This is a genomic window from Nocardioides salarius, assembly GCF_016907435.1.
GTDB classification, from domain to species: Bacteria; Actinomycetota; Actinomycetes; order Propionibacteriales; family Nocardioidaceae; genus Nocardioides; species Nocardioides salarius.
In genome coordinates this window covers 2,980,379-2,999,218 of record NZ_JAFBBZ010000001.1, presented here as the reverse complement: position 1 = coordinate 2,999,218, position 18,840 = coordinate 2,980,379, and the positions used below count along the sequence as shown (strand labels likewise).

General features: G+C 72.1%; 22 protein-coding genes. 8 read left to right on the top strand and 14 right to left on the bottom strand.

The window, feature by feature from the left end; translation table 11 throughout:
* Positions 1-449: 449 nt before the first annotated feature.
* A complete protein-coding gene (locus tag JOE61_RS14520) occupies positions 450-1,691 on the bottom strand; it encodes a PucR family transcriptional regulator (RefSeq protein ID WP_193668469.1) in 1,242 nt (413 codons plus the stop codon).
* Between the two features lie 175 nt (positions 1,692-1,866).
* On the opposite strand from JOE61_RS14520, the gene JOE61_RS14515 reads away from it, so the two are divergent.
* The 6 genes from JOE61_RS14515 (at position 1,867) to JOE61_RS14490 (ending at position 7,553) form a co-directional block, all read left to right on the top strand.
* Positions 1,867-2,664, top strand: a complete 798-nt coding sequence (locus tag JOE61_RS14515; RefSeq protein WP_193668470.1) for an ABC transporter ATP-binding protein — start codon at positions 1,867-1,869, stop codon at positions 2,662-2,664.
* Positions 2,664-3,368 (top strand): ABC transporter ATP-binding protein, encoded by a 705-nt coding sequence (locus tag JOE61_RS14510; RefSeq protein WP_193668471.1) that lies wholly within the window; start codon positions 2,664-2,666, stop codon positions 3,366-3,368. The genes JOE61_RS14515 and JOE61_RS14510 overlap by 1 nt, the downstream gene beginning before the upstream one ends.
* Positions 3,369-3,413: 45 nt before the next feature.
* Positions 3,414-4,280: a branched-chain amino acid ABC transporter permease gene (locus tag JOE61_RS14505; protein ID WP_307823028.1), complete on the top strand. Its 867-nt coding sequence runs from the start codon at positions 3,414-3,416 to the stop codon at positions 4,278-4,280.
* Entirely contained in the window at positions 4,280-5,458 is a 1,179-nt protein-coding gene (locus JOE61_RS14500; protein WP_193668473.1) for a branched-chain amino acid ABC transporter permease, read from the top strand. The genes JOE61_RS14505 and JOE61_RS14500 overlap by 1 nt, the downstream gene beginning before the upstream one ends.
* Positions 5,455-6,786: an ABC transporter substrate-binding protein gene (locus JOE61_RS14495; RefSeq protein ID WP_193668474.1), complete on the top strand. Its 1,332-nt coding sequence runs from the start codon at positions 5,455-5,457 to the stop codon at positions 6,784-6,786. Before JOE61_RS14500 ends, JOE61_RS14495 begins: the two co-directional genes overlap by 4 nt.
* A gap of 86 nt (positions 6,787-6,872) precedes the next feature.
* A complete protein-coding gene (locus JOE61_RS14490) occupies positions 6,873-7,553 on the top strand; it encodes a maleylpyruvate isomerase family mycothiol-dependent enzyme (protein ID WP_193668475.1) in 681 nt (226 codons plus the stop codon).
* A 17-nt stretch (positions 7,554-7,570) separates the two neighbouring features.
* On the opposite strand, the gene JOE61_RS14485 is transcribed toward JOE61_RS14490, so the two are convergent.
* Genes JOE61_RS14485 through JOE61_RS14475 form a run of 3 tightly spaced genes read right to left on the bottom strand, consistent with a single transcriptional unit; the run spans position 7,571 to position 9,978 of the window.
* Positions 7,571-8,176, bottom strand: coding sequence for a class I SAM-dependent methyltransferase (locus JOE61_RS14485; RefSeq protein WP_193668476.1), 606 nt, complete (start codon positions 8,174-8,176; stop codon positions 7,571-7,573).
* Positions 8,173-9,063 (bottom strand): tRNA pseudouridine(38-40) synthase TruA, encoded by an 891-nt coding sequence (truA, locus tag JOE61_RS14480; RefSeq protein WP_193668477.1) that lies wholly within the window; start codon positions 9,061-9,063, stop codon positions 8,173-8,175. Before truA ends, JOE61_RS14485 begins: the two co-directional genes overlap by 4 nt.
* 15 nt (positions 9,064-9,078) lie before the next feature.
* On the bottom strand, positions 9,079-9,978 hold the full coding sequence (locus JOE61_RS14475) for a PfkB family carbohydrate kinase (protein ID WP_193668478.1): 900 nt from the start codon (positions 9,976-9,978) through the stop codon (positions 9,079-9,081).
* Positions 9,979-10,051: 73 nt separating this feature from the next.
* Between JOE61_RS14475 and JOE61_RS14470 the strand changes: the two genes are divergently transcribed.
* Together JOE61_RS14470 and JOE61_RS14465 are read left to right on the top strand one after the other, a co-directional pair.
* Positions 10,052-10,411, top strand: a complete 360-nt coding sequence (locus JOE61_RS14470; protein ID WP_193668479.1) for a GntR family transcriptional regulator — start codon at positions 10,052-10,054, stop codon at positions 10,409-10,411.
* Positions 10,408-11,385: a ketopantoate reductase family protein gene (locus tag JOE61_RS14465; RefSeq protein ID WP_193668480.1), complete on the top strand. Its 978-nt coding sequence runs from the start codon at positions 10,408-10,410 to the stop codon at positions 11,383-11,385. The genes JOE61_RS14470 and JOE61_RS14465 overlap by 4 nt, the downstream gene beginning before the upstream one ends.
* Positions 11,386-11,473: 88 nt before the next feature.
* On the opposite strand, the gene rplQ is transcribed toward JOE61_RS14465, so the two are convergent.
* The 10 genes from rplQ to map form a co-directional block, all read right to left on the bottom strand.
* A complete protein-coding gene (rplQ, locus tag JOE61_RS14460) occupies positions 11,474-12,037 on the bottom strand; it encodes a 50S ribosomal protein L17 (RefSeq protein WP_193668481.1) in 564 nt (187 codons plus the stop codon).
* Positions 12,038-12,247: 210 nt separating this feature from the next.
* Positions 12,248-13,264: a DNA-directed RNA polymerase subunit alpha gene (locus tag JOE61_RS14455; RefSeq protein ID WP_193668482.1), complete on the bottom strand. Its 1,017-nt coding sequence runs from the start codon at positions 13,262-13,264 to the stop codon at positions 12,248-12,250.
* A 155-nt stretch (positions 13,265-13,419) separates the two neighbouring features.
* Entirely contained in the window at positions 13,420-14,028 is a 609-nt protein-coding gene (rpsD, locus tag JOE61_RS14450) for a 30S ribosomal protein S4 (RefSeq protein ID WP_193668483.1), read from the bottom strand.
* A 29-nt stretch (positions 14,029-14,057) separates the two neighbouring features.
* The gene (gene rpsK, locus JOE61_RS14445; RefSeq protein WP_090849777.1) at positions 14,058-14,465 is read right to left on the bottom strand and encodes a 30S ribosomal protein S11; all 408 of its coding nucleotides are present in this window, start codon (positions 14,463-14,465) and stop codon (positions 14,058-14,060) included.
* Between the two features lie 71 nt (positions 14,466-14,536).
* Positions 14,537-14,911: a 30S ribosomal protein S13 gene (gene rpsM, locus JOE61_RS14440; RefSeq protein WP_193668484.1), complete on the bottom strand. Its 375-nt coding sequence runs from the start codon at positions 14,909-14,911 to the stop codon at positions 14,537-14,539.
* Between the two features lie 168 nt (positions 14,912-15,079).
* The gene (rpmJ, locus tag JOE61_RS14435; RefSeq protein ID WP_179614223.1) at positions 15,080-15,193 is read right to left on the bottom strand and encodes a 50S ribosomal protein L36; all 114 of its coding nucleotides are present in this window, start codon (positions 15,191-15,193) and stop codon (positions 15,080-15,082) included.
* Between the two features lie 44 nt (positions 15,194-15,237).
* The gene (infA, locus tag JOE61_RS14430) at positions 15,238-15,459 is read right to left on the bottom strand and encodes a translation initiation factor IF-1 (protein WP_068114187.1); all 222 of its coding nucleotides are present in this window, start codon (positions 15,457-15,459) and stop codon (positions 15,238-15,240) included.
* A 259-nt stretch (positions 15,460-15,718) separates the two neighbouring features.
* Positions 15,719-16,759 (bottom strand): LLM class flavin-dependent oxidoreductase, encoded by a 1,041-nt coding sequence (locus tag JOE61_RS14425; RefSeq protein ID WP_193668485.1) that lies wholly within the window; start codon positions 16,757-16,759, stop codon positions 15,719-15,721.
* Between the two features lie 42 nt (positions 16,760-16,801).
* The gene (locus JOE61_RS14420; protein ID WP_193668486.1) at positions 16,802-17,797 is read right to left on the bottom strand and encodes a TerC family protein; all 996 of its coding nucleotides are present in this window, start codon (positions 17,795-17,797) and stop codon (positions 16,802-16,804) included.
* Positions 17,798-18,009: 212 nt separating this feature from the next.
* Positions 18,010-18,828: a type I methionyl aminopeptidase gene (gene map, locus JOE61_RS14415; protein WP_193668487.1), complete on the bottom strand. Its 819-nt coding sequence runs from the start codon at positions 18,826-18,828 to the stop codon at positions 18,010-18,012.
* Between the last annotated feature and the right edge of the window lie 12 nt (positions 18,829-18,840).

The window sequence follows — 18,840 nt, the reverse complement described above, 5'->3', positions numbered from 1 at the left end:
TCACGCGGTCTCGACGACGCTCGTCGCTAGCGCTCCTCCCTGCTCGACCAACGACCCCGCTGGTTGAGCAGCGAGGGCCGAAGGCTCGAGCATCGCCGAAACCCAGCGACCCCATGGCGTACGGCGAGTCGTTGCGGCCCGCGTGTCCCTCACCGGGTCTCGACGACGCTCGTCGCTAGCGCTCCTCCCTGCTCGACCAACGACCCCGTTGGTCGAGCAGCGAGGGCCGAAGGCTCGAGCGTCGCCGAAACCGGGCGACCCCATGGCGTACGGCGAGCAGGCTCGGACGGCGCAGTGGTCACGAACGACACCTCCAGGGCGGCCTGGGTTGTCGGGAGTGACCACTCCGCGGTCGCCCGGCTCCACGACGTACGGCCGGCGCGGTTCTCACGGGGTCTCGGCGACGCTCGTCGCTGGCGCTCCTCCCTGCTCGACCAACGGCGAGCGGGTCAGCGGTCGCGGGCCATCAGGGCCAGCTCGAGCAGCAGCTTGTCGCGGGGGCTGGCCAGGGACCGCCCGGTGAGCTCCTCGATCTGCTTGAGCCGGTAGATCACGGTGTTGCGGTGGCAGTAGAGCTCCTCGGCGGCGTGCGTGGGCGAGCCGTCGTGGCGCAGCAGCGCGGCGAGCGTGTCGAGCAGGGTGCGCGACTGGGCCTCGGGCTGGGCCAGCAGCGGGCCGAGGGTCTCGCGCAGCAGCAGCGGCGCCACCTGCGGCGAACCGGCCAGCAGCACCTCGGGCAGGCGCTGCGAGACCGCCACGGCGCCCGTGGTGCCCCGGCCCATGGTCTCGGCCGCCCGGGTCGCCAGCTGGTACGCCGCCGCGAAGCCGGCCACCCCGTCGGGCGCCACGCAGACCCCGACCCGCGCCCGCACCTGCGGCCCGACCACGTCGACGAGGAGGTCCTCGGCGAGCGGCGACACCGTGGCACCGGTCGCGCCGGGCGACGAAGCGGCCACGAGCCCGAAGTAGGTGCCGCCGCGCACGTGCCAGCGCACGGTCAGCCCGAGCCGCTCGAGCCGGTCCTCGCTGGGCTCGAGGCCCGCGTCGACCTCGCCGTCGAGCAGCGCCACCAGGCAGCCGACCGGGGCGTCGGGGTCGATGCCGAGCGCGTCGCGCACCTCGGCGGCGTACTCGGGGTCGGCGCCGCGGCCCTCCACGAGGGCGTCGAGCACCGACTGCTGGCGCTGCAGGTCGACGCGGGTCAGGCGGGCGCTCTCGCGGCGGTAGGCGGAGATGAGCACCGCGGTCTGCACGTCGAGGTTCGACCACACGATCCGGGCCGCCAGCAGCAGCACCGGCTCGTCACCGCGGCCGTCCTTGCGCTGCGAGTGGGCCACCAGCGCCTCCCACAGCATCCGGGCGCCGACGGTGTAGGCGTTGAGCACCAGCTCAAGCGGGACGCCCTGCTGCGCGCGGCGGCGACCGGTCTCGCGCCACACCTGGGCCGCCGACGAGCCGCCGGCCGGGCGCCGGCCGGTGAGGACCTCGAGGCCGCGCCTGATGTGCACCCTGGTGCTCTCGCGGACGTCGGCGCGCAGGTCGGGCCCGACCTGGTCGTAGACGGCTGCGTCGCGCTCGAGCAGCGTCAGCGTGATGCTGTCGGCGATCTGGTCGGACTGCTCCACCAGCGGCAGCCAGGCGCGCTGGACGTCCTCCAGGGTGGCCCTCCCGGGACCGACGTCAACACGCATGAGCAGCACGTTCGCACCCAACGCACAAGGAACGCCAGCGTAAAGGAGGTGAAATAGCGCAGCAGCCAAGGAATGTTGTGCTCTCCGCCTAGTGCGCGATCTGTGCGCTGCGACCAAGGTGGTGCAGGTCACAACCGGACGAACGCGTCCGGCTGCCCGCTCCAGGAAGGACCACATGTCGTCCACACCGTCCGCAGAAGGCGGCCCCGCCCCGGCCCTGGAGCTCTCCGACGTCACCGTGCGCTTCGGCGGGATCACCGCCCTGAGCGAGGTGGGCCTGACGGTGCGCCCCGGCTCGGTGCACGGGGTCATCGGCCCCAACGGCGCCGGCAAGACCACGCTCTTCAACGTCGCCTGCGGCTTCGTCACCCCCGACACCGGCCGGATCGTGCGCGAGGGCACCGTGCTCGACAAGCTGGCCCCCCACCAGCTGGCCGGGCTCTCGATGGCCCGCACGCTGCAGGGCCTGGGCCTCTTCGACCGGATCACGGTGCTCGACAACGTCGTGGTCGGCGCCGACCGGCACGCCCGCTCGGGCTTCCTGGGCTCGCTGCTGGCGCTGCCCCGCGCCGGGCGCGAGGAGAAGGCGCTGCGCGAGCGCGCCCGGGCAGTGCTGGCCGAGCTGCACATCGAGCAGTACGCCGACCGCTACCCCACGAGTCTGCCCTACCCGGTGCGCAAGCGGGTCGCGCTGGCCCGCGCGCTGGCGGCCGAGCCGACCCTCCTGCTCCTCGACGAGCCGGCCAGCGGCCTGTCGTCGGCCGAGATGGACGAGCTCGGCGACCTCGTGACGTCGCTGGGCTCACGGATGTCGGTGATGCTCGTCGAGCACCACATGGACCTCGTGATGCGGGTCTGCGACGAGATCACCGTCCTCGACTTCGGCAGGGTGATCGCGCACGGCACGCCCGACGAGGTGCGCAACGACCCCGCCGTGCTGGCGGCCTACCTGGGCGACGAGGTGACCCACTGATGCTGACCCTCGACCGACTCACCGCCGGCTACGGCCCCATCACCGCGCTGCAGGACGTCTCGTTCTCCGCCGGCAAGGGCCAGATCACCGCCGTCCTCGGCGCCAACGGCGCCGGCAAGACCACGCTGCTGCGCACCGTCTCGGGGCTGCACCGCCCCGAGTCCGGCACCATCGCCCTCGACGGCCAGCCGCTGCGCAAGGTCAACGCCGAGCAGATGCCGGCGCTGGGCATGGTCCACGTGCCCGAGGGCCGCGGCGTGATCACCGAGCTGACCATCGAGGAGAACCTGCGCCTGGGCGGGTTGGCCAAGGGCGGCAAGCTGCGCTCCGAGGACCTCGAGCGCGTCTACGAGCTCTTCCCCGTCCTCGCCGACCGGCGTGCCGGCCTGGCGCACACGCTCTCGGGTGGCGAGCGCCAGATGCTGGTCATCGGCCGGGCCCTGATGTCGGAGCCCCGCCTGCTGCTGCTCGACGAGCCGTCGCTGGGCCTGGCGCCGCGCATCGTGGCGCAGATCTTCGACCTGCTGCGCGGCCTCGTCGACGACCAGGGCCTCAGCGTCCTGCTCGTCGAGCAGAACGCCCGCAGCGCCCTGTCGGTGGCCGACCACGGCGTCGTGCTCAACCTCGGCCGCGTCGTCGCCGACGAGAAGGCATCGGTCCTGGCCGCCGACGACCAGCTGCGCCATGCCTACCTCGGCTTCTGAGCCGCACCGCCCACCCCAAGAACGGAGATCGACGTGCAACAACTCGTGAACACCGCCCTCGGCGGGCTCACGCTCGGCGCCGTGTACGCCGCGTTCGCGCTGGCGCTGGTGCTGATCTTCCGCTCCACGCGGATCGTCAACTTCGCCCAGGCGCCGATGGCGATGGTGACCACCTTCATCGCGCTGACCCTGATCGACGCCGGCTACTCCTACTGGATCGGCTTCGCGGCCGCCCTGCTCTCGGGCCTGGTGCTCGGTGCGGTGATCGAGCGGGTCGTCATCCGCCCGGTGGAGGACAAGCCCGAGATCAACGCGGTCATCCTGACGCTGGGTCTCTTCATCACCCTGCACGCCCTGGCCGCGGTCATCTTCGGCAACCGCTTCCGCTCCTTCCCGGCGCCCTTCGGCCTGCGTGGCCTCGAGGTGGGCGGCACCACGATCCGGCTCACCACCTCGGGCATCTTCACGATCGTCGCGGTGGCCACCGTGATGGTGCTGCTCCTGCTGCTCTTCCGCTACACCGACGTGGGCCTGCGGATGCGGGCCTCGGCCTACAACCCCGAGGTGGCCCGGCTGCTGGGCGTGCGGGTCGGCCGGATGCTCACCCTCGGCTGGGCGCTGGCCGCGGTCGTCGGCTCGCTCTCGGGCCTGCTCATCGCCAGCGGCGGTCTCGTGCACCCCGGCTACATGGACTCGATCGTCGTCTACGGCTTCGTGGCCGCCGTGCTCGGCGGGCTCGAGAGCCCGGTCGGCGCGGTCGTGGGCGGCCTGACGCTCGGGCTGTCCCTCAGCTTCGTCAGCGGCTACCTCGGCTCCGAGCTGGTCGCGCTGGCAGCCCTGCTGATCCTGATGCTCGTGCTCACCCTGAAGCCCGGCGGCCTGTTCGCCGTGGCCTCGGCCAGGAGGGTCTGATGAACCGCTTCCTCGACGTGTGGCGCCACTCGGTGCTGGGCCGGCACCTGCTGACCGCGCTGGTCGGCCTGGCCGTGGTGGTCGTGGTCCTCGAGAGCGTCGGCGACTTCCGGGCCCTGCAGCTGGCCGCGATGGCCTACCTCGGCATCGCCGCCGGCGGCCTGACCGTGCTCACCGGCATCAACGGCCAGATCTCGCTGGGCCACGGCGCCCTGATGGCCTTCGGCGCCTACACGACCGCGCTGCTGCTCGACGACCCGACGTCCTCGATGCCGATCTCGCTGGTGGTGCTCGCCTCGACCGCCGTCGCGCTCGTGGTCGGCACCGCGGTGGGTGTCGCCGCGGCCCGCCTGCACGGCCCCTACCTGGCCGGCGCGACGCTCGCGCTGGCCATCGCCGTGCCCGGCATCGCGCTGTACTTCGGCAGCTTCCTGGGTGGTGAGCAGGGCCTGCGGGTCTCGCTGCCCGACGTGCCCGTGTGGGCGCTGGACCTGGAGTACCTGCTGACCGGCACCGAGATGTCACGCAGCCAGTACGTCGCCTACCTCGGCTGGATCACCCTCATCGTCACCTTCGTGCTGCTGGCCAACCTGGCCCGTGGCCGGGTCGGGCGCCGCTGGCGCGCGGTGCGCGACGACGAGGTCTCCGCCGAGCTGGCCGGCATCCGTCTGGGCCGGGCCCGGATCTCCGCCTTCATGGTCAGCGCCGCCGCGGCCGGTGCCGCCGGCTCGGTGCTGGCCATCACCGCACGACTGGCGGCACCCAGCGGCTTCACCATCGTGCTGAGCCTGACCCTGCTCACCGCGGTGGTCCTCGGGGGCCTGGGCTACCTGTCGGGCGCCCTGATCGGCGCCGGCCTGCTGACCTTCCTGCCCCCCTTCGTCACCCGCATCGGCGGCGACGCCGGTCTCTCCGACATCCGGTCCGCCGAGCTGGCGCCCCTGGTCTACGGCCTGGTCATGGTGCTGGTCATCCTCCTGGCCCCGGCCGGCCTCGTCGGGACCACGCGGATGTCGCTGGCCGGGCGACGCGCCCGGCGCCAGATGGCCGCCGCCGGCGCTGCCAGCAAGACCGGCTCACCCGCCACCACGACTCACCAGCACGACAGCTCCGACGAGCACGACCCCGGCACGCCCCAGGCGTCCGGACCCACCACCCCGAAGGGAAGTACACGATGAAGGCACGACTGCTGGCCCCTGTGGCCGGCCTGCTCACGGCCACCATGGTCCTGGCGGGCTGCGGCGCCGGAGGCGACCGCGAGAGTGACACCGGCGGCGAGGGAGGTGGCGCCTCCGACGTCGGCGTCACCGAGGACACCGTCACCGTGGGTGCCCACTTCCCCCTCACCGGCGTGGCCGCACCCGGCTACAGCGAGATCCCGACCGGCGCCCAGGCCTACTTCGACTTCGTCAACGAGGCCGGCGGCGTCAACGGTCGCCAGATCGAGTACATCGTCAAGGACGACGGCTACAACCCGACCAACACCAGCCAGGTCACCAACGAGCTGGTGCTGCAGGACGAGATCTTCGCGATGGTGGGCGGTCTGGGCACCCCCACCCACAGCGCGGTCGTCGACTTCTTGAACTCCGAGGGCGTGCCCGACCTCTTCGTCTCCTCCGGCTCGCTGCAGTGGGGCGACGACGTCGAGTCCAAGCCCTACACCTTCGGCTGGCAGCCCGACTACGAGATCGAGGGCAAGATCATCGGCCAGTACATCGCCGAGAACATGCCCAAGGCCAAGGTCGGGCTCTTCCTGCAGGACGACGACTTCGGCGAGGACGGCGAGAAGGGCGTGCGCCAGTACCTCGACAAGCAGATCGTCGGCGTCGAGCGCTACACCTCCGGCAACACCGACGTCGGTCCCCAGGTGGCGGGTCTCCAGGCCGCCGGCGCCGACCTCGTCATCTCCTTCAACACCCCCTCCTACACCGCGCTGACCCAGCTCACGTCGCTGGCCCTGGGCTACGAGCCGACCTGGTTCTACTCCAACGTCGGCTCCGACCCCCAGCTGGTCGGCTCGCTGCTCAACCGGTTCTCCGAGGGGGCCGTCGAGGGTGACAACAGCTCGCTCAACGGCGTGCTCACCACCGAGTACATCCCCGGTGTCGACGCGACCGACGACCCGTGGGTGCAGCTGTGGCAGGAGGTCTGGGACCAGGAGGGCGAGGGCGGCGACCTGACCAACTACCGCATCTACGGCATGTCGCAGGCCTACGCCTTCGTGCAGGCCCTGCAGGCGGCCGGCGAGGACCTGACCCGCGACGGGCTCGTGGAGGCCGTCGAGTCCTTCGAGGACATCGAGGGCCCGCAGCTCGCGCCGTTCCGCTTCAGCGCCGACAGCCACATGGGCATCTCCGGCATGCGCGTCGTGGAGCTCCAGGGCGGCAAGGCCGAGGAGCTCACCCCGGTGCTCGTCAGCGACATCGGTGACGCTCCGATCGAGGAGGACTCCTCCGACCAGGCGGGCGACGCCCCGCCCGAGGGCGGCGTGCCCGACGCCGGCTGATCCACGCCCAGCGTCTGCGCAGCACCACTGACGGCGGCGCCCGGTCCCTCGCGGACCGGGCGCCGTCGTCGTGCTTGGATGGCCCGGTGCCCCACGACTGGAACAGGTTCCTGCAGACCGCCACCGAGCGGATGGCCGCACTGGTCGACGAGGCCGACCCGGCCGCCCCGGTGCCGGGCTGCCCCGACTGGTGCGTCGCCGACCTGGTCGAGCACGTCGGCGGGGTCTACCAGTGGGCCGCCCACGTGGTGCGCACCGGCGATCCCGAGGCCCGTCCCGCCCCGGCGCCCACGGACCTCGGCGAGCTGCCCGGCTGGTTCCGCACGCACGCCGACGACCTGGTGCGGGTGCTGGTGGGCACCGACCCCGACCAGGAGACCTGGACCTTCGGGCGTGGCCGCGGCACCGCCGGGTGGTGGACGCGGCGCCAGACCCACGAGACCCACCTGCACACCTTCGACCTGCTCGACTCGCAGGGCCGCAGCGACGAGTGGGACGTCCCGGCGGCGCTGGCCTGGGACGCCGTCCGCGAGGTCGTCACGCTCTTCTACCCCCGTCAGCTGCGGATGGGTCGCATCGACCCGCTGCCGGGCACCCTGCTGCTCACCCCGACCGACCTCGACGCCGAGCCCGTGGCCGTCGGGGAGGGCCGCCCGGTGGTCGAGGTGAACGCCCCGGCGAGCGAGCTGGTGCTGCTGGCCTACCGCCGGCGCACCAGCGCCGACCCCGCCGCCGCCGAGCTGTTCGCCCACGGCCTCACCCCCTGACCCGGCCGTGCGCGGGCTCAGTCCTCGGCGCGCCGGGTCTCCAGCACCCGGAACCCCTTGGCGCTGGCCAGGCGCGTCGTGGGCCAGCCCTGCTCGCCGAGCCAGCGCTGCAGCGAGTCGGCCCCGAGGTTCTTGCCGACCACCAGCACCGCCCGGCCACCGGGTGCCAGCCGCGGCAGCCAGGTCAGCAGCAGCTCGTGGAGCGCCTGCTTGCCGATCCGGATCGGCGGGTTCGACCAGATCTCGTCGTACGTCGCGTCCGCCGGCACCTGGTCGGGCAGCAGCGCGCGGTAGCGCTCGGCCACTCCCAGGGCGCGGGCGTTGTCGCGAGCCAGCAGCAGCGCGCGCTCGTTGACGTCGACGGCGCACACCTGCGCCTCGGGCGCCGCCACCGCGGCCGCCAGCCCGATCACGCCGTAGCCGCAGCCCAGGTCGAGCAGCCGGCCGCCGCTCGGCGGCGGCGTCTCGCGGAACAGCACGGCGGTGCCGATGTCGAGGCGGCCCTGGGCGAAGACGCCCGAGCCGGTGACCAGGTCGAGGTCGTGGCCCCACACCGACACCGTGACCGGCACCCGCTTGAAGGGCACCGAGGGGTCGGCGGTGAAGTAGTGCTCGTCGCTCACGCGGTCTCCTCGGAGGTGTCGGACGGGGGCAGCTCGGCGCGACGGGCACGGGTCTGGTCGGCGCGCAGCGCGAGCTCGTGGTCGTCGGGGTAGGCGACCTCCTCGAGGGTCAGCCCGTGGGCGGGGGCGACCGCCGCCTGGGACGGGCGCTCGCGCGCGTGGAGCAGCTGTGCGGGCCACTCGGGCGGGCGGCGCCCCTCCCCCACCACGAGCAGGCAGCCCACCAGGGCGCGCACCATCGAGTGGCAGAACGCGTCGGCGCGCACCGTCGCCTCGACACCCCCGGCCGGGGCGCGCCGCCAGTCGAGGTCGAGCAGCGTGCGCACGGTGGTCGCGCCCTCCCGGCGCTTGCAGAAGGACGCGAAGTCGTGGTGGCCCACCAGGTGCGTGGAGGCGCTGCGCAGCAGGTCGACGTCGAGGGGTCGCGGCCAGGCCAGCACCTCGCGCCTGGTCAGCGGGTCGAGCGTCTCGGGCCGGTCGGCGACCCGGTAGACGTAGCGGCGCCAGGTCGCGGAGAACCGGGCGTCGAAGCCGTCGGGAGCCCGGACGACACGGCGTACGACGACGTCGGGCGGCAGGATGCCGTTGAGGCGCCGCACCAGCGCCTCGAGCGGCGGTGCGGGCGAGCGGCCCGCCGAGGCCAGCACCCGCTCCTCGTCGACGTCGGCGTGGACCACCTGGCCACGGGCGTGCACCCCGGCGTCGGTGCGACCGGCGCAGACCACCGGCACCCGCGCGCTGCCCGGCGGGTCGTCGTGACGCACACCGATGCGCAGCGCGACCGCCAGGGCGCTCTCCACGTGGTGCTGGACCGTGCGCAGGCCGGGCTGGGTGGCCCAGCCGCGGAAGTCGGTGCCGTCGTAGGCGAGGTCGATCCGCAGGCGCACCCGCCCATCCTCTCCTCAGCCGAGCTCGGAGCGGTACGGCGGGTCGGCACCGGGCCGCGAGACCGTGACGGAGGCCGCGTGGGCGGCGTGGGCGAGCAGCCTCTCGACCACCTCGACCGGCATCGCCGCCAGGCGGCCGCCGAGCAGGCCCTCCTCGGCCAGCCCGTCGACGAGCGCCGCGGCGAAGGTGTCGCCGGCACCGATGGTGTCGGCCACCTCGACCCGTCGGGGTGCGACGGCGACCTCGCGGTCGTGGTCGATCCAGGTGGCGCCCTCCGCGCCACGCGTCAGCACCACCGCGGCCGGACCCATCGAGAGCAGCCGGGCCGCGGCCCGCTCCACGGGCAGGGTGGGCCACAGCTCGGCGAGGTCCTCGTCGCTCACCTTGACCAGGTCGGCCAGCGCGACCACCCGCTCGACCCGCTCGACCACCTCGGAGCCGGTGCCGGTCACGGCGGCGCGCACGTTGACGTCGTAGGTGACGGTGGCCCGCTCGCGCAGCTGCTCGACCAGCTCGAGCACCGCGCTCGCGCCCGGCTCGACCACCGCTCCGAGGGAGCACACGTGCACGGCGGCCGGGGCCGGCGACAGGGGCACCTCGCCGAGGCGCCAGTCGAGGTCGAACTCGTAGCTGGCCGCGCCGTCGGCGCCGATGGTGGCTGCCGCGGTCGAGGTGCGCTCGACCACGTGGGGGTCGAGGGCCAGCTCGACGCCCGCGGCGCTCAGGTGCTCACCGATCAGCCGGCCGTGGGCGTCGTCGGCGTACGACGTCGCGAAGCGCACGCCGCGCCCGAGGCGGGCCAGCGCCACCGCGACGTTGGCCGCGCTTCCGCCGGGGTGCTCCCCCGTCTCGCCGTCGGCGGTGTGCACCACGTCGACCAGGGCCTCGCCCACCACCATCACGTCCGCGTCCATGCCCCGGGTCTACCACGTGACCAGCCGCGCGAGCACCCCGGTCCGTGCCCGCACCGGGTCGTAGGGTGCGGCCATGACAGTGCTGCCGCTCGACCCGGGCTCGCAGGAGCCGCCCTTCGAGCAGCTGCGTCGCCAGGTCGCGACCCGCGCCGCCTCGGGCGACCTGCCCTCGGGCACCCGGCTGCCGACCGTGCGTGGGCTCGCCGAGCAGCTGGGGGTCGCCACCGGCACGGTGGCGCGCGCCTACCGCGAGCTCGAGGCCGACGGCGTGGTGGTGACCGAGGGCCGGCGCGGCACCTTCGTGGCCTCCGCCGCCCCGGCCGGCGCCCCCGAGGCCGAGCGGGCCGCCGCCGCCTACGTGACCGCCGTACGTCGCCTCGGCCTGGGCGTGGCCGACGCGGTGCGCCTCGTCGAGCGCGAGTGGCCGCGGTGAGCAGGCACCGCTACGTCGTCGTCGGTGTCGGCGCCGTGGGTGGTGGCGTCGCGGCACTGCTCCACGAGGCCGGAGTCGACGTGACCGCGGTCGCCCGGGGCGAGCACCTCGCCCGCCTGCAGGCCGAGGGGCTGCGGCTCGGTGTCGGGCACGACGAGCGCCTGGTGCGGCTTTGCACGGTCGCCAGCCCGGCCGAGGTCGACTGGCACGACGACACGGTGGTGCTGCTGGCGGTCAAGTCCCAGCAGACCGCTGCCGCGCTCGCCGACCTCGCGGCCCACGCGCCGCCCGGCACCCCGGTGGTGTGCCTGCAGAACGGGGTCAGCAACGAGCGCGCCGCGCTGCGCCACTTCGCCCACGTGCATGCGGTGACCGTGATGATGCCGGCCAGCCACCTGGCTCCCGGCCGGGTCGTCGTGCACTCCCTGGGAGCACCCGGGCTGCTCGACGTCGGCAGCTACCCCAGTGGCGTCGACGCGGTCGACGAGGCGCTGAGCGCCGACCTGCGCCTCGCGGGGTTCGAGAGCGTCCCGCGCGTCGACGCGATGGCCTGGAAGCACCGCAAGCTGCTGATGAACCTCGGCAACGGTGTCGACGCCGCCTGCCAGGAGGGCCCGGCCGCCGACCGGCTCGTCGCCCTGGTGCGCGAGGAGGGTGAGCGGGTGCTGCGGGCTGCCGGGATCGCGGTCGTCTCCCGCCAGGAGGACCTGGCCCGGCGCGGCGACCTGCTGCGGCCGCTCGTGCGCCGCGACGAGGCGGGCTCGTCGACCTGGCAGAGCCTGGCGCGCCGCACCGGGGACGTCGAGGTCGACCACCTCAACGGCGAGGTGGTGCTGCTGGGCCGCCTGCACGGGGTGCCCACCCCGGCCAACGAGCTGGTCCAGGTCACGCTCAACCGGCTGGCCCGCGAGGCCGCGAGCGTACGGGGGCTGGACGCCGCCGACCTGCTCGCGGTCCTCGGCGAGCAGGTCTAGGCGCCGGGCCGGGAGCGGGTACGACGAAGGGGAGGCCCCCCGGCGAACCGGTGGACCTCCCCTCGTGGAGCGGTGCTGCTGGGGCCTCTCAGGCCTTGGCGTCGCCCTCGTCGGTGACCTCGGCCTCGGCGACGACGGACTCCTCGGGGGAGGCCTCCTCGCCCAGCTCGGTCGGGGCCTCGTCGGTGGCGGTCTCCTCCGTGGTGGTCTCCTCAGCAGGAGCCTCCTCGGCGGGGGTCTCCTCGGCAGCCGGCGCGGCCGGGGCGGGGGTGGCCGCCTTCGGCGTGGGGCTGTAGGCCTCGGTGACGAGCTCGATCACGGCCATCGGCGCGTTGTCGCCCTTGCGGGGACCGATCTTGGTGATGCGGGTGTAGCCGCCGGGGCGCTCCGAGAAGGTCGGGGCGATCTCGGTGAAGAGCACGTGCACGACGCCCTTGTCGCGGATGGTCTTGAGGACCTCGCGACGGTTGTGCAGGTCGCCCTTCTTGGCCTTGGTGATCAGCTTCTCGGCCCACGGACGCAGGGCGCGGGCCCGCGACTCGGTGGTGGTGATCCGGCCGTGCTCGAAGAGCTGGGTGGCCAGGTTCGCCAGGATGAGGCGCTGGTGGGAGGGGCTGCCGCCGAGGCGGGGACCCTTGGTGGGCTTGGGCATCGTTCTCTCTCTTCTCTCCGGCCGTGTGAGGTACCGGGGTAGACGACCGACGACTCCGTCGTCGGTCGGTTTCTAGTTGTCCTGGTCCTCACGGACCGGGGGTCTGGGGGCGGAGCCCCCAGCGGGGGTACTCGGGGGCGGAGCCCCCAGCGGGGGTACTCGGGGGCGGAGCCCCTGAGCGGGGGTACTCGGGGGCGGAGCCCCTGAGCGTCAGTACTGCTCGTCCTCGACGAACGCGTCGTCGTCGTCGTCGCCGTACGCAGCCAGGGCAGCAGCAGCGTCGAAGCCGGGCGCGCTGTCCTTGAGGGACAGGCCCATCTCGACCAGCTTGGCCTTGACCTCGTCGATCGACTTCGCACCGAAGTTGCGGATGTCGAGCAGGTCCTGCTCCGAGCGGCCGATGAGCTCACCCACGGTGTGGATGCCCTCGCGCTTGAGGCAGTTGTAGGAGCGCACGGTCAGCTGCAGGTCCTCGACCGGGAGGGCGAGGTCGGCGGCCAGCTGCTCGTCGACGGGCGAGGGACCGATGTCGATGCCCTCGGCCTCGACGTTGAGCTCACGGGCCAGGCCGAAGAGCTCGACCAGCGTCTTGCCGGCCGAGGCGATCGCGTCGCGGGGACGGATCGAGGGCTTGGTCTCGACGTCGATGACGAGCTTGTCGAAGTCGGTGCGCTGCTCGACACGGGTGGCCTCGACCTTGTAGGTCACCTTCAGCACGGGACTGTAGATCGAGTCGACGGGCATCCGGCCGATCTCGTTGTCGGCACCCTTGTTGAGCACGGCCGAGACGTAGCCGCGGCCACGCTCGACGACCAGCTCCATCTCCAGCTTGCCCTTGTCGGACAGCGTGGCGATCTTGAGGTCGGGGTTGTGCACCTCGACACCGGCCGGGGGCGCGATGTCGGCGGCGGTGACGTCGCCGGCGCCGGACTTGCGCAGGTACATGGTGACCGGCTCGTCGTGCTCGGAGGAGACGACGAGGCCCTTGAGGTTCAAGATCAGCTCGGTGACGTCCTCTCGGACGCCCTCGACGGTCGAGAACTCGTGCAGGACGTTGTCGATCTTGATGCTGGTGACCGAGGCGCCGGGGATCGAGCTGAGCAGCGTGCGGCGCAGCGAGTTGCCGAGCGTGTAGCCGAAGCCGGGCTCGAGGGGCTCGATGACGAAGCGCGAGCGGAACTCGTCGACGGTCTCTTCCGAGAGGGTGGGGCGCTGTGCGATGAGCACTGGTTCTTTCCTTTCCGGGTCCGACCGCTATTTGACGGGCCCGAACTGCGAGGTGGAAGGAAGATGGAGCGGTCCCCCACCCCCGCGACCTGGGCCGCGGGGGGTCTGGGGCGGAGCCCCAGCGGGGGCACTCGGGGGCGGAGCCCCTGAGCGTTTTACTTCTTCGAGTAGAACTCGACGATGAGCTGCTCCTGGACCGGCAGGTCGATCTGCGCGCGGGTGGGGACCTGGTGGACCAGGACCCGCATCCGCTCGGGCAGCGCCTCGAGCCAGGCCGGGACGACGCGCTCGCCGTGGGTCTCGCGCGCCACGATGAACGGGGTCATCTCCAGCGACTTCTCCCGCACGTCGATGATGTCGTGCGCGGTGACCTGGAACGACGGGATGTCGACCTTCTTGCCGTTGACCAGGAAGTGGCCGTGCGAGACCAGCTGGCGGGCGTGGCGGCGCGTGCGGGCGAACCCGGCGCGGTAGACCACGTTGTCGAGACGGCACTCGAGCATCTGGAGCAGGTTGTCACCCGTCTTGCCAGAGCGGCGCGAGGCCTCCTTGTAGTAGTTCAGGAACTGCTTCTCCATCACGCCGTAGGTGAAGCGGGCCTTCTGCTTCTCCTGCAGCTGCGAGCGGTACTCGCTCTCCTTGATGCGGGCACGACCGTGCGCGCCGGGAGGGTAGGGGCGACGCTCGAACGAAGCGTCACCGCCGACGAGGTCCACGCCGAGACGGCGGGACTTCCGGGTCATGGGGCCGGTGTAACGGGCCATCTCTCAAGTCTCCTGTTCTCGGGCGCGGGTCAGACGCGGCGGCGCTTGGGCGGGCGGCAGCCGTTGTGGGGCGTGGGCGTGACGTCCTGGATGGTGCCGACCTCGAGGCCGATCGCACCCAGGGAACGGATCGCGGTCTCACGTCCCGAGCCGGGGCCCTTGACGAAGACGTCGATCTTCTTCATGCCGTGCTCCATCGCCCGACGACCGGCGGCCTCGGCGGCCATCTGCGCGGCGAACGGGGTGGACTTGCGCGAGCCCTTGAAGCCGACGGTGCCGGCCGAGGCCCACGAGATCACCGCACCGGTGGGGTCGGTGATGGTGACGATGGTGTTGTTGAACGTGCTCTTGATGTGGGCTTCGCCCTGCGCGACGTTCTTCTTCTCCTTGCGGCGCACCTTCTTGGCGCCGGCCGCGGTGCGGCTCTTGGGAGGCATAGATGTACTCCTGGGTTAGCTGGTCGGTGAGTTCGAGATCGAAGTGCAGTGAGACGCCCGGGGGCGTGCGATCACTTGGACTTCTTCTTGCCGGCGACCGTGCGCTTGGGACCCTTGCGGGTACGCGCGTTGGTCTTGGTGCGCTGACCGCGGACCGGGAGGCCCATGCGGTGACGGCGACCCTGGTAGCTGCCGATCTCGATCTTGCGACGGATGTCGGCCTGGACCTCGCGTCGGAGGTCACCCTCGATCTTGAAGTTGGCGTCGATGGCGTCGCGGAGCTTGACCAGCTCGTCGTCGCCGAGCTCGTGCACCCGAGTGTTCGGGTCGACCCCGGTCTCGGAGAGCAGCTGCTGGGCGGAGGTACGGCCGATGCCGTAGATGTAGGTGAGTGCGATCTCGATGCGCTTGTCGCGCGGGAGGTCCACACCAACGAGGCGTGCCATGTGATGGCCTTTCGGTGGTTCGCAGAGGTGTCGGTCGTGACGCGTCCCGTCCCTCGTCGGTCGGGCCCCGGCCTTCTGCTCCGGGGGTGGTTTCACCGCGGTGTGCGGCTAAGCGTTCACGTATGGAGGTTGTTCAGTTGTGTGGTGCCGGCCGGGGCCGGCGCCTGCTCAGCCCTGGCGCTGCTTGTGGCGCGGGTTGGAGCAGATCACCATGACGCGGCCGTGGCGACGGATCACCTGGCACTTGTCGCAGATGCGCTTGACGCTGGGCTTGACCTTCATGTCGAGGTCCTTTCGTGGCTCCCGCCGGGAACCGTCGGCTTCGCTTACTTGTAGCGGTAGACGATCCGACCTCGGGTGAGGTCGTACGGCGAGAGCTCCACCACCACGCGGTCCTCGGGGAGGATCCGGATGTAGTGCTGTCGCATCTTGCCGCTGATGTGGGCGAGAACCTTGTGCCCGTTGCTCAGCTCGACGCGGAACATGGCATTCGGCAGGGCTTCCACGACGGAGCCCTCGATCTCGATCACGCCTTCTTTCTTCGGCATGTCCTCCACAATCTGTTGTCTATCGTTTGCTGCACTGCACCGGCGGGTGCCGGGGCAGGTGGCCCGGGAACCTCCGGCGACGAGGCGGACCTCGTGCCGGTGGACCTCGTGCGGTCGTCCCCTGGCCCCTCACCCGGACGTGCCTGACCTTCTCTGTCGAGGTGGTCGAGCACGACATCGGGCAGCCGCGAGGCGCCACGAAACAGACCCACGTTGGGCCGACACGCCAGCATAGACGCGGCCCGCTCGGGATCCCTAATCAGGACGCCAGCAGGCGCAGGGTCTGCTCGCGGGCGGGAGAGGCGGCCGGGTCGGTGCCGGCGTACGCCGACGCCACCGGGTGCACCATCACCTCGTCGACCCCGTGCTCGGCGGCGAGCTCGGCGAGGCGGGCGCGCGCGGTCTCGGGGTCACCGATCGCCCAGCGCCGCGACATGGCCTCCACGAGCGGCTGCTGCTGCTCGGGCACGCCCACCTCCTCGGCCTCCTCGACGAGGCGCTGGGCGCTCAGCGGCTGGCCCGTGCGCAGCGCCAGCATCATCTGCAGGTGCGGCAGCGCCAGGCGCTGCGCCTCCTCGGCCGTGGGTGCGACGGCGGCGTTGACGGTCAGGAAGGTCCGCGGCGCGTCGAGCACCTCCGAGGGGCGGAAGCCCTCGCGGTAGAGCGCCAGCGCCTCGGCGGTCCCCTGCCCCGAGAAGTGGTGCGCGAAGACGTAGGGCAGGCCGCGCTCGGCGGCCAGCCGCGCGGAGTAGTCGGAGGAGCCCAGCAGCCACATGGTCGGCACGCTCGCGGCCACCGGGGTGGCGCGCAGCGACTGGGTGCGGCCCTGCACCGAGACGCCCACGCCCTCCGGGGCCATCATCGCGGCGACGTTGTCGACGTACTCGGGGAAGCGCGAGACGGCGTCGTCGCCGACCCCGCCGGCACCGTGGCGCAGCGCGTACGACGTGACCGGGTCGGTGCCGGGCGCCCGGCCGATCCCCAGGTCGATGCGGCCCGGGAACGCGGCCTCGAGCAGGCTGAACTGCTCGGCGACCACCAGCGGCGCGTGGTTGGGCAGCATCACCCCGCCCGAGCCGACCCGGATGCGGCTGGTGGCCGCGGCCAGCAGGCCGATGAGCACGGGCGGGTTGGTGGCCGCGACCGCGGGCATGTTGTGGTGCTCGGCCACCCAGTAGCGCGCGGCCCCGACCTCGTCGGCGACGCGGGCCAGGTCGAGGCTGGCGCGCACCGCGTCCGAGGTGGTCTGGTCGGTGCGCACGGGCACCAGGTCGAGGACGGAGAGAGTCGGCGAGGTCACCCACGAGGAGCGCTCGACGACCCGTCGCTTATTCCGCTGGCGCTACTCCGACGCGCGCGGTGCCGGCGGCACGTCGCTCTTCTCGACCTCGGCCTTCTCGTCCGACTTCGTCTTGGCCAGGCTGGCCAGGGCCGTGATCGTCAGGGCCACCAGGATCACCGCCAGGCTCAGCAGCGTCGGCACCTCCCAGCCGATGACCTCGCTCTCGTAGAGGGCGTGGATCACCAGCTTGGCACCGATCCAGGCCAGGATGAACGAGAGCCCCAGCGACAGGTAGACCAGGCGCTCGAGCAGGCCGCCGATCAGGAAGTAGAGCTGGCGCAGGCCCATCAGCGCGAAGACGTTGGCGGTGAAGACCAGGTAGGGCTCCTGGGTGATGCCGAAGATCGCGGGGATCGAGTCGAGCGCGAACAGCACGTCGGTGAAGCCCAGCGCGATGATGACGATGAGCATCGGGGAGGCGAAGCGCACGCCGTTCTCGCGGTAGAAGAGCTTCAGGCCGTGCCAGGAGTCCCCGACGTTGAGGTGGTTCTGCGCGAACTTCACGATGCGCGAGTCCTCGGGGTGCTCCTCCTCGTGCTTGCGGTAGGAGCGCACCAGGTTGATCGCGGTGTAGATGAGGAAGGCACCGAAGATGTAGAAGACCCAGCTGAAGTTCTGGATCAGCGCGTAGCCGACCGCGATGAAGATGCCGCGGAAGACCAGGGCCAGGATGATGCCCACCATCAGGGCCTCCTGCTGGTACTTGCGGGGCACCTTCAGGGCCGCCATCAGCACGATGAAGACGAAGAGGTTGTCGACCGAGAGGCTCTTCTCCACCACGAAGCCGGTGAAGTAGTCGACGCCGTACTCCTGGCCGTGGAAGACCCAGGTCCAGAGCCCGAACAGCGCCGCGGCGGTCATGTACAGGATGAACGCGATCGTGCTCTCGCGCATGGTGGGCTCGTGCGGCTTGCGCGAGATGAGGATGACGTCGAAGAGCAGCACGGCACACGTGACGGTGATCGTGATGCCCCATTCGAGGGCGGAGACGTCCACAGGGTTCCTCCTGGGTCATGGGGTTGGCGAGGGCGCCGAGGTCTCTCCCGCCGCTGCTGCGACCCACGGCCCCGGACCGGTCGAGGACCGGTCGTGCTGACGAGGCGGTGACGAAGGAATACTCCCCCCTGCGGCGCCCATCATCGCACGGGCGTGGGCACAGCCCCGCCTCGACGAGGGCGTACGCCGCCCGGGCCCGCGCGATCAGCCGGTCAGCGGCCGCCGAACGCGACGCCGAGCTCGCCCAGGGCGTCCTCACCGCCGTCGAGCGCGGTCAGCACCCAGGTGCCGGTCTCGGTGAGCGTGAAGGTGTGCTCGTAGTGGGCCGACCAGCTGCCGTCGGTGGTCACCACGGTCCAGTCGTCCTCGAGCACGGCGGTGCCCTTGCCACCCAGGGTGATCATCGGCTCCACGGCGAGCGCCAGGCCCTCGACCAGCCGCGGCCCGCGGCCCGGCTTGCCGTAGTTCGGCACGTTGGGGGGCAGGTGCATCTCGGTGCCGATGCCGTGCCCGACGTAGTCCTCGAGGATGCCGTAGGAGCCCTGGGCCCGCACGTGGGTCTCGACCGCGTGGGAGATGTCGGTGACCCGGCCACCCGGACGCGCGGCGGCGATGCCACGCCACAGGGCCTCCTGGGTGGTGCGCATCAGCTCTCGCACCTCGGGGGCCACCTCCCCCACCGCGACGGTGATGGCGGCGTCGCCGTGCCAGCCGTCCACGATCGCGCCGCAGTCGATGGAGACCACGTCGCCGTCGGCGAGCACCCGCGCGTCGGGGATGCCGTGGACGACCACGTCGTTGACCGAGGTGCAGATCGAGCCCGGGAAGCCGTAGTAGCCCTTGAACGACGGGGTCGCGCCGCGCGAGCGGATGCTGTCCTCGGCGATGGCGTCGAGCTCGGCCGTGGAGACGCCGGCGCGCGCCGAGGCCCGCATCAGCTCGAGGGTCTCCCCCACGACCAGCCCGGCCTTGCGCATCAGGTCGACCTGCTCGGCGCTCTTGATCTCCAGCCCTCGGTCACGCAGTCCCACGGAGCAGCGACC

Coding starts and splice junctions, on each gene's coding strand:
- JOE61_RS14520 (WP_193668469.1), bottom strand. CDS start 1,691: ATGCGTGTTGACGTCGGTCCCGGGAGGGCCACCCTGGAGGACGTCCAG.
- JOE61_RS14515 (WP_193668470.1), top strand. CDS start 1,867: ATGTCGTCCACACCGTCCGCAGAAGGCGGCCCCGCCCCGGCCCTGGAG.
- JOE61_RS14510 (WP_193668471.1), top strand. CDS start 2,664: ATGCTGACCCTCGACCGACTCACCGCCGGCTACGGCCCCATCACCGCG.
- JOE61_RS14500 (WP_193668473.1), top strand. CDS start 4,280: ATGAACCGCTTCCTCGACGTGTGGCGCCACTCGGTGCTGGGCCGGCAC.
- JOE61_RS14495 (WP_193668474.1), top strand. CDS start 5,455: ATGAAGGCACGACTGCTGGCCCCTGTGGCCGGCCTGCTCACGGCCACC.
- JOE61_RS14475 (WP_193668478.1), bottom strand. CDS start 9,978: ATGGACGCGGACGTGATGGTGGTGGGCGAGGCCCTGGTCGACGTGGTG.
- JOE61_RS14470 (WP_193668479.1), top strand. CDS start 10,052: ATGACAGTGCTGCCGCTCGACCCGGGCTCGCAGGAGCCGCCCTTCGAG.
- rplQ (WP_193668481.1), bottom strand. CDS start 12,037: ATGCCCAAGCCCACCAAGGGTCCCCGCCTCGGCGGCAGCCCCTCCCAC.
- rpsD (WP_193668483.1), bottom strand. CDS start 14,028: ATGGCCCGTTACACCGGCCCCATGACCCGGAAGTCCCGCCGTCTCGGC.
- rpsK (WP_090849777.1), bottom strand. CDS start 14,465: ATGCCTCCCAAGAGCCGCACCGCGGCCGGCGCCAAGAAGGTGCGCCGC.
- rpsM (WP_193668484.1), bottom strand. CDS start 14,911: ATGGCACGCCTCGTTGGTGTGGACCTCCCGCGCGACAAGCGCATCGAG.
- rpmJ (WP_179614223.1), bottom strand. CDS start 15,193: ATGAAGGTCAAGCCCAGCGTCAAGCGCATCTGCGACAAGTGCCAGGTG.
- infA (WP_068114187.1), bottom strand. CDS start 15,459: ATGCCGAAGAAAGAAGGCGTGATCGAGATCGAGGGCTCCGTCGTGGAA.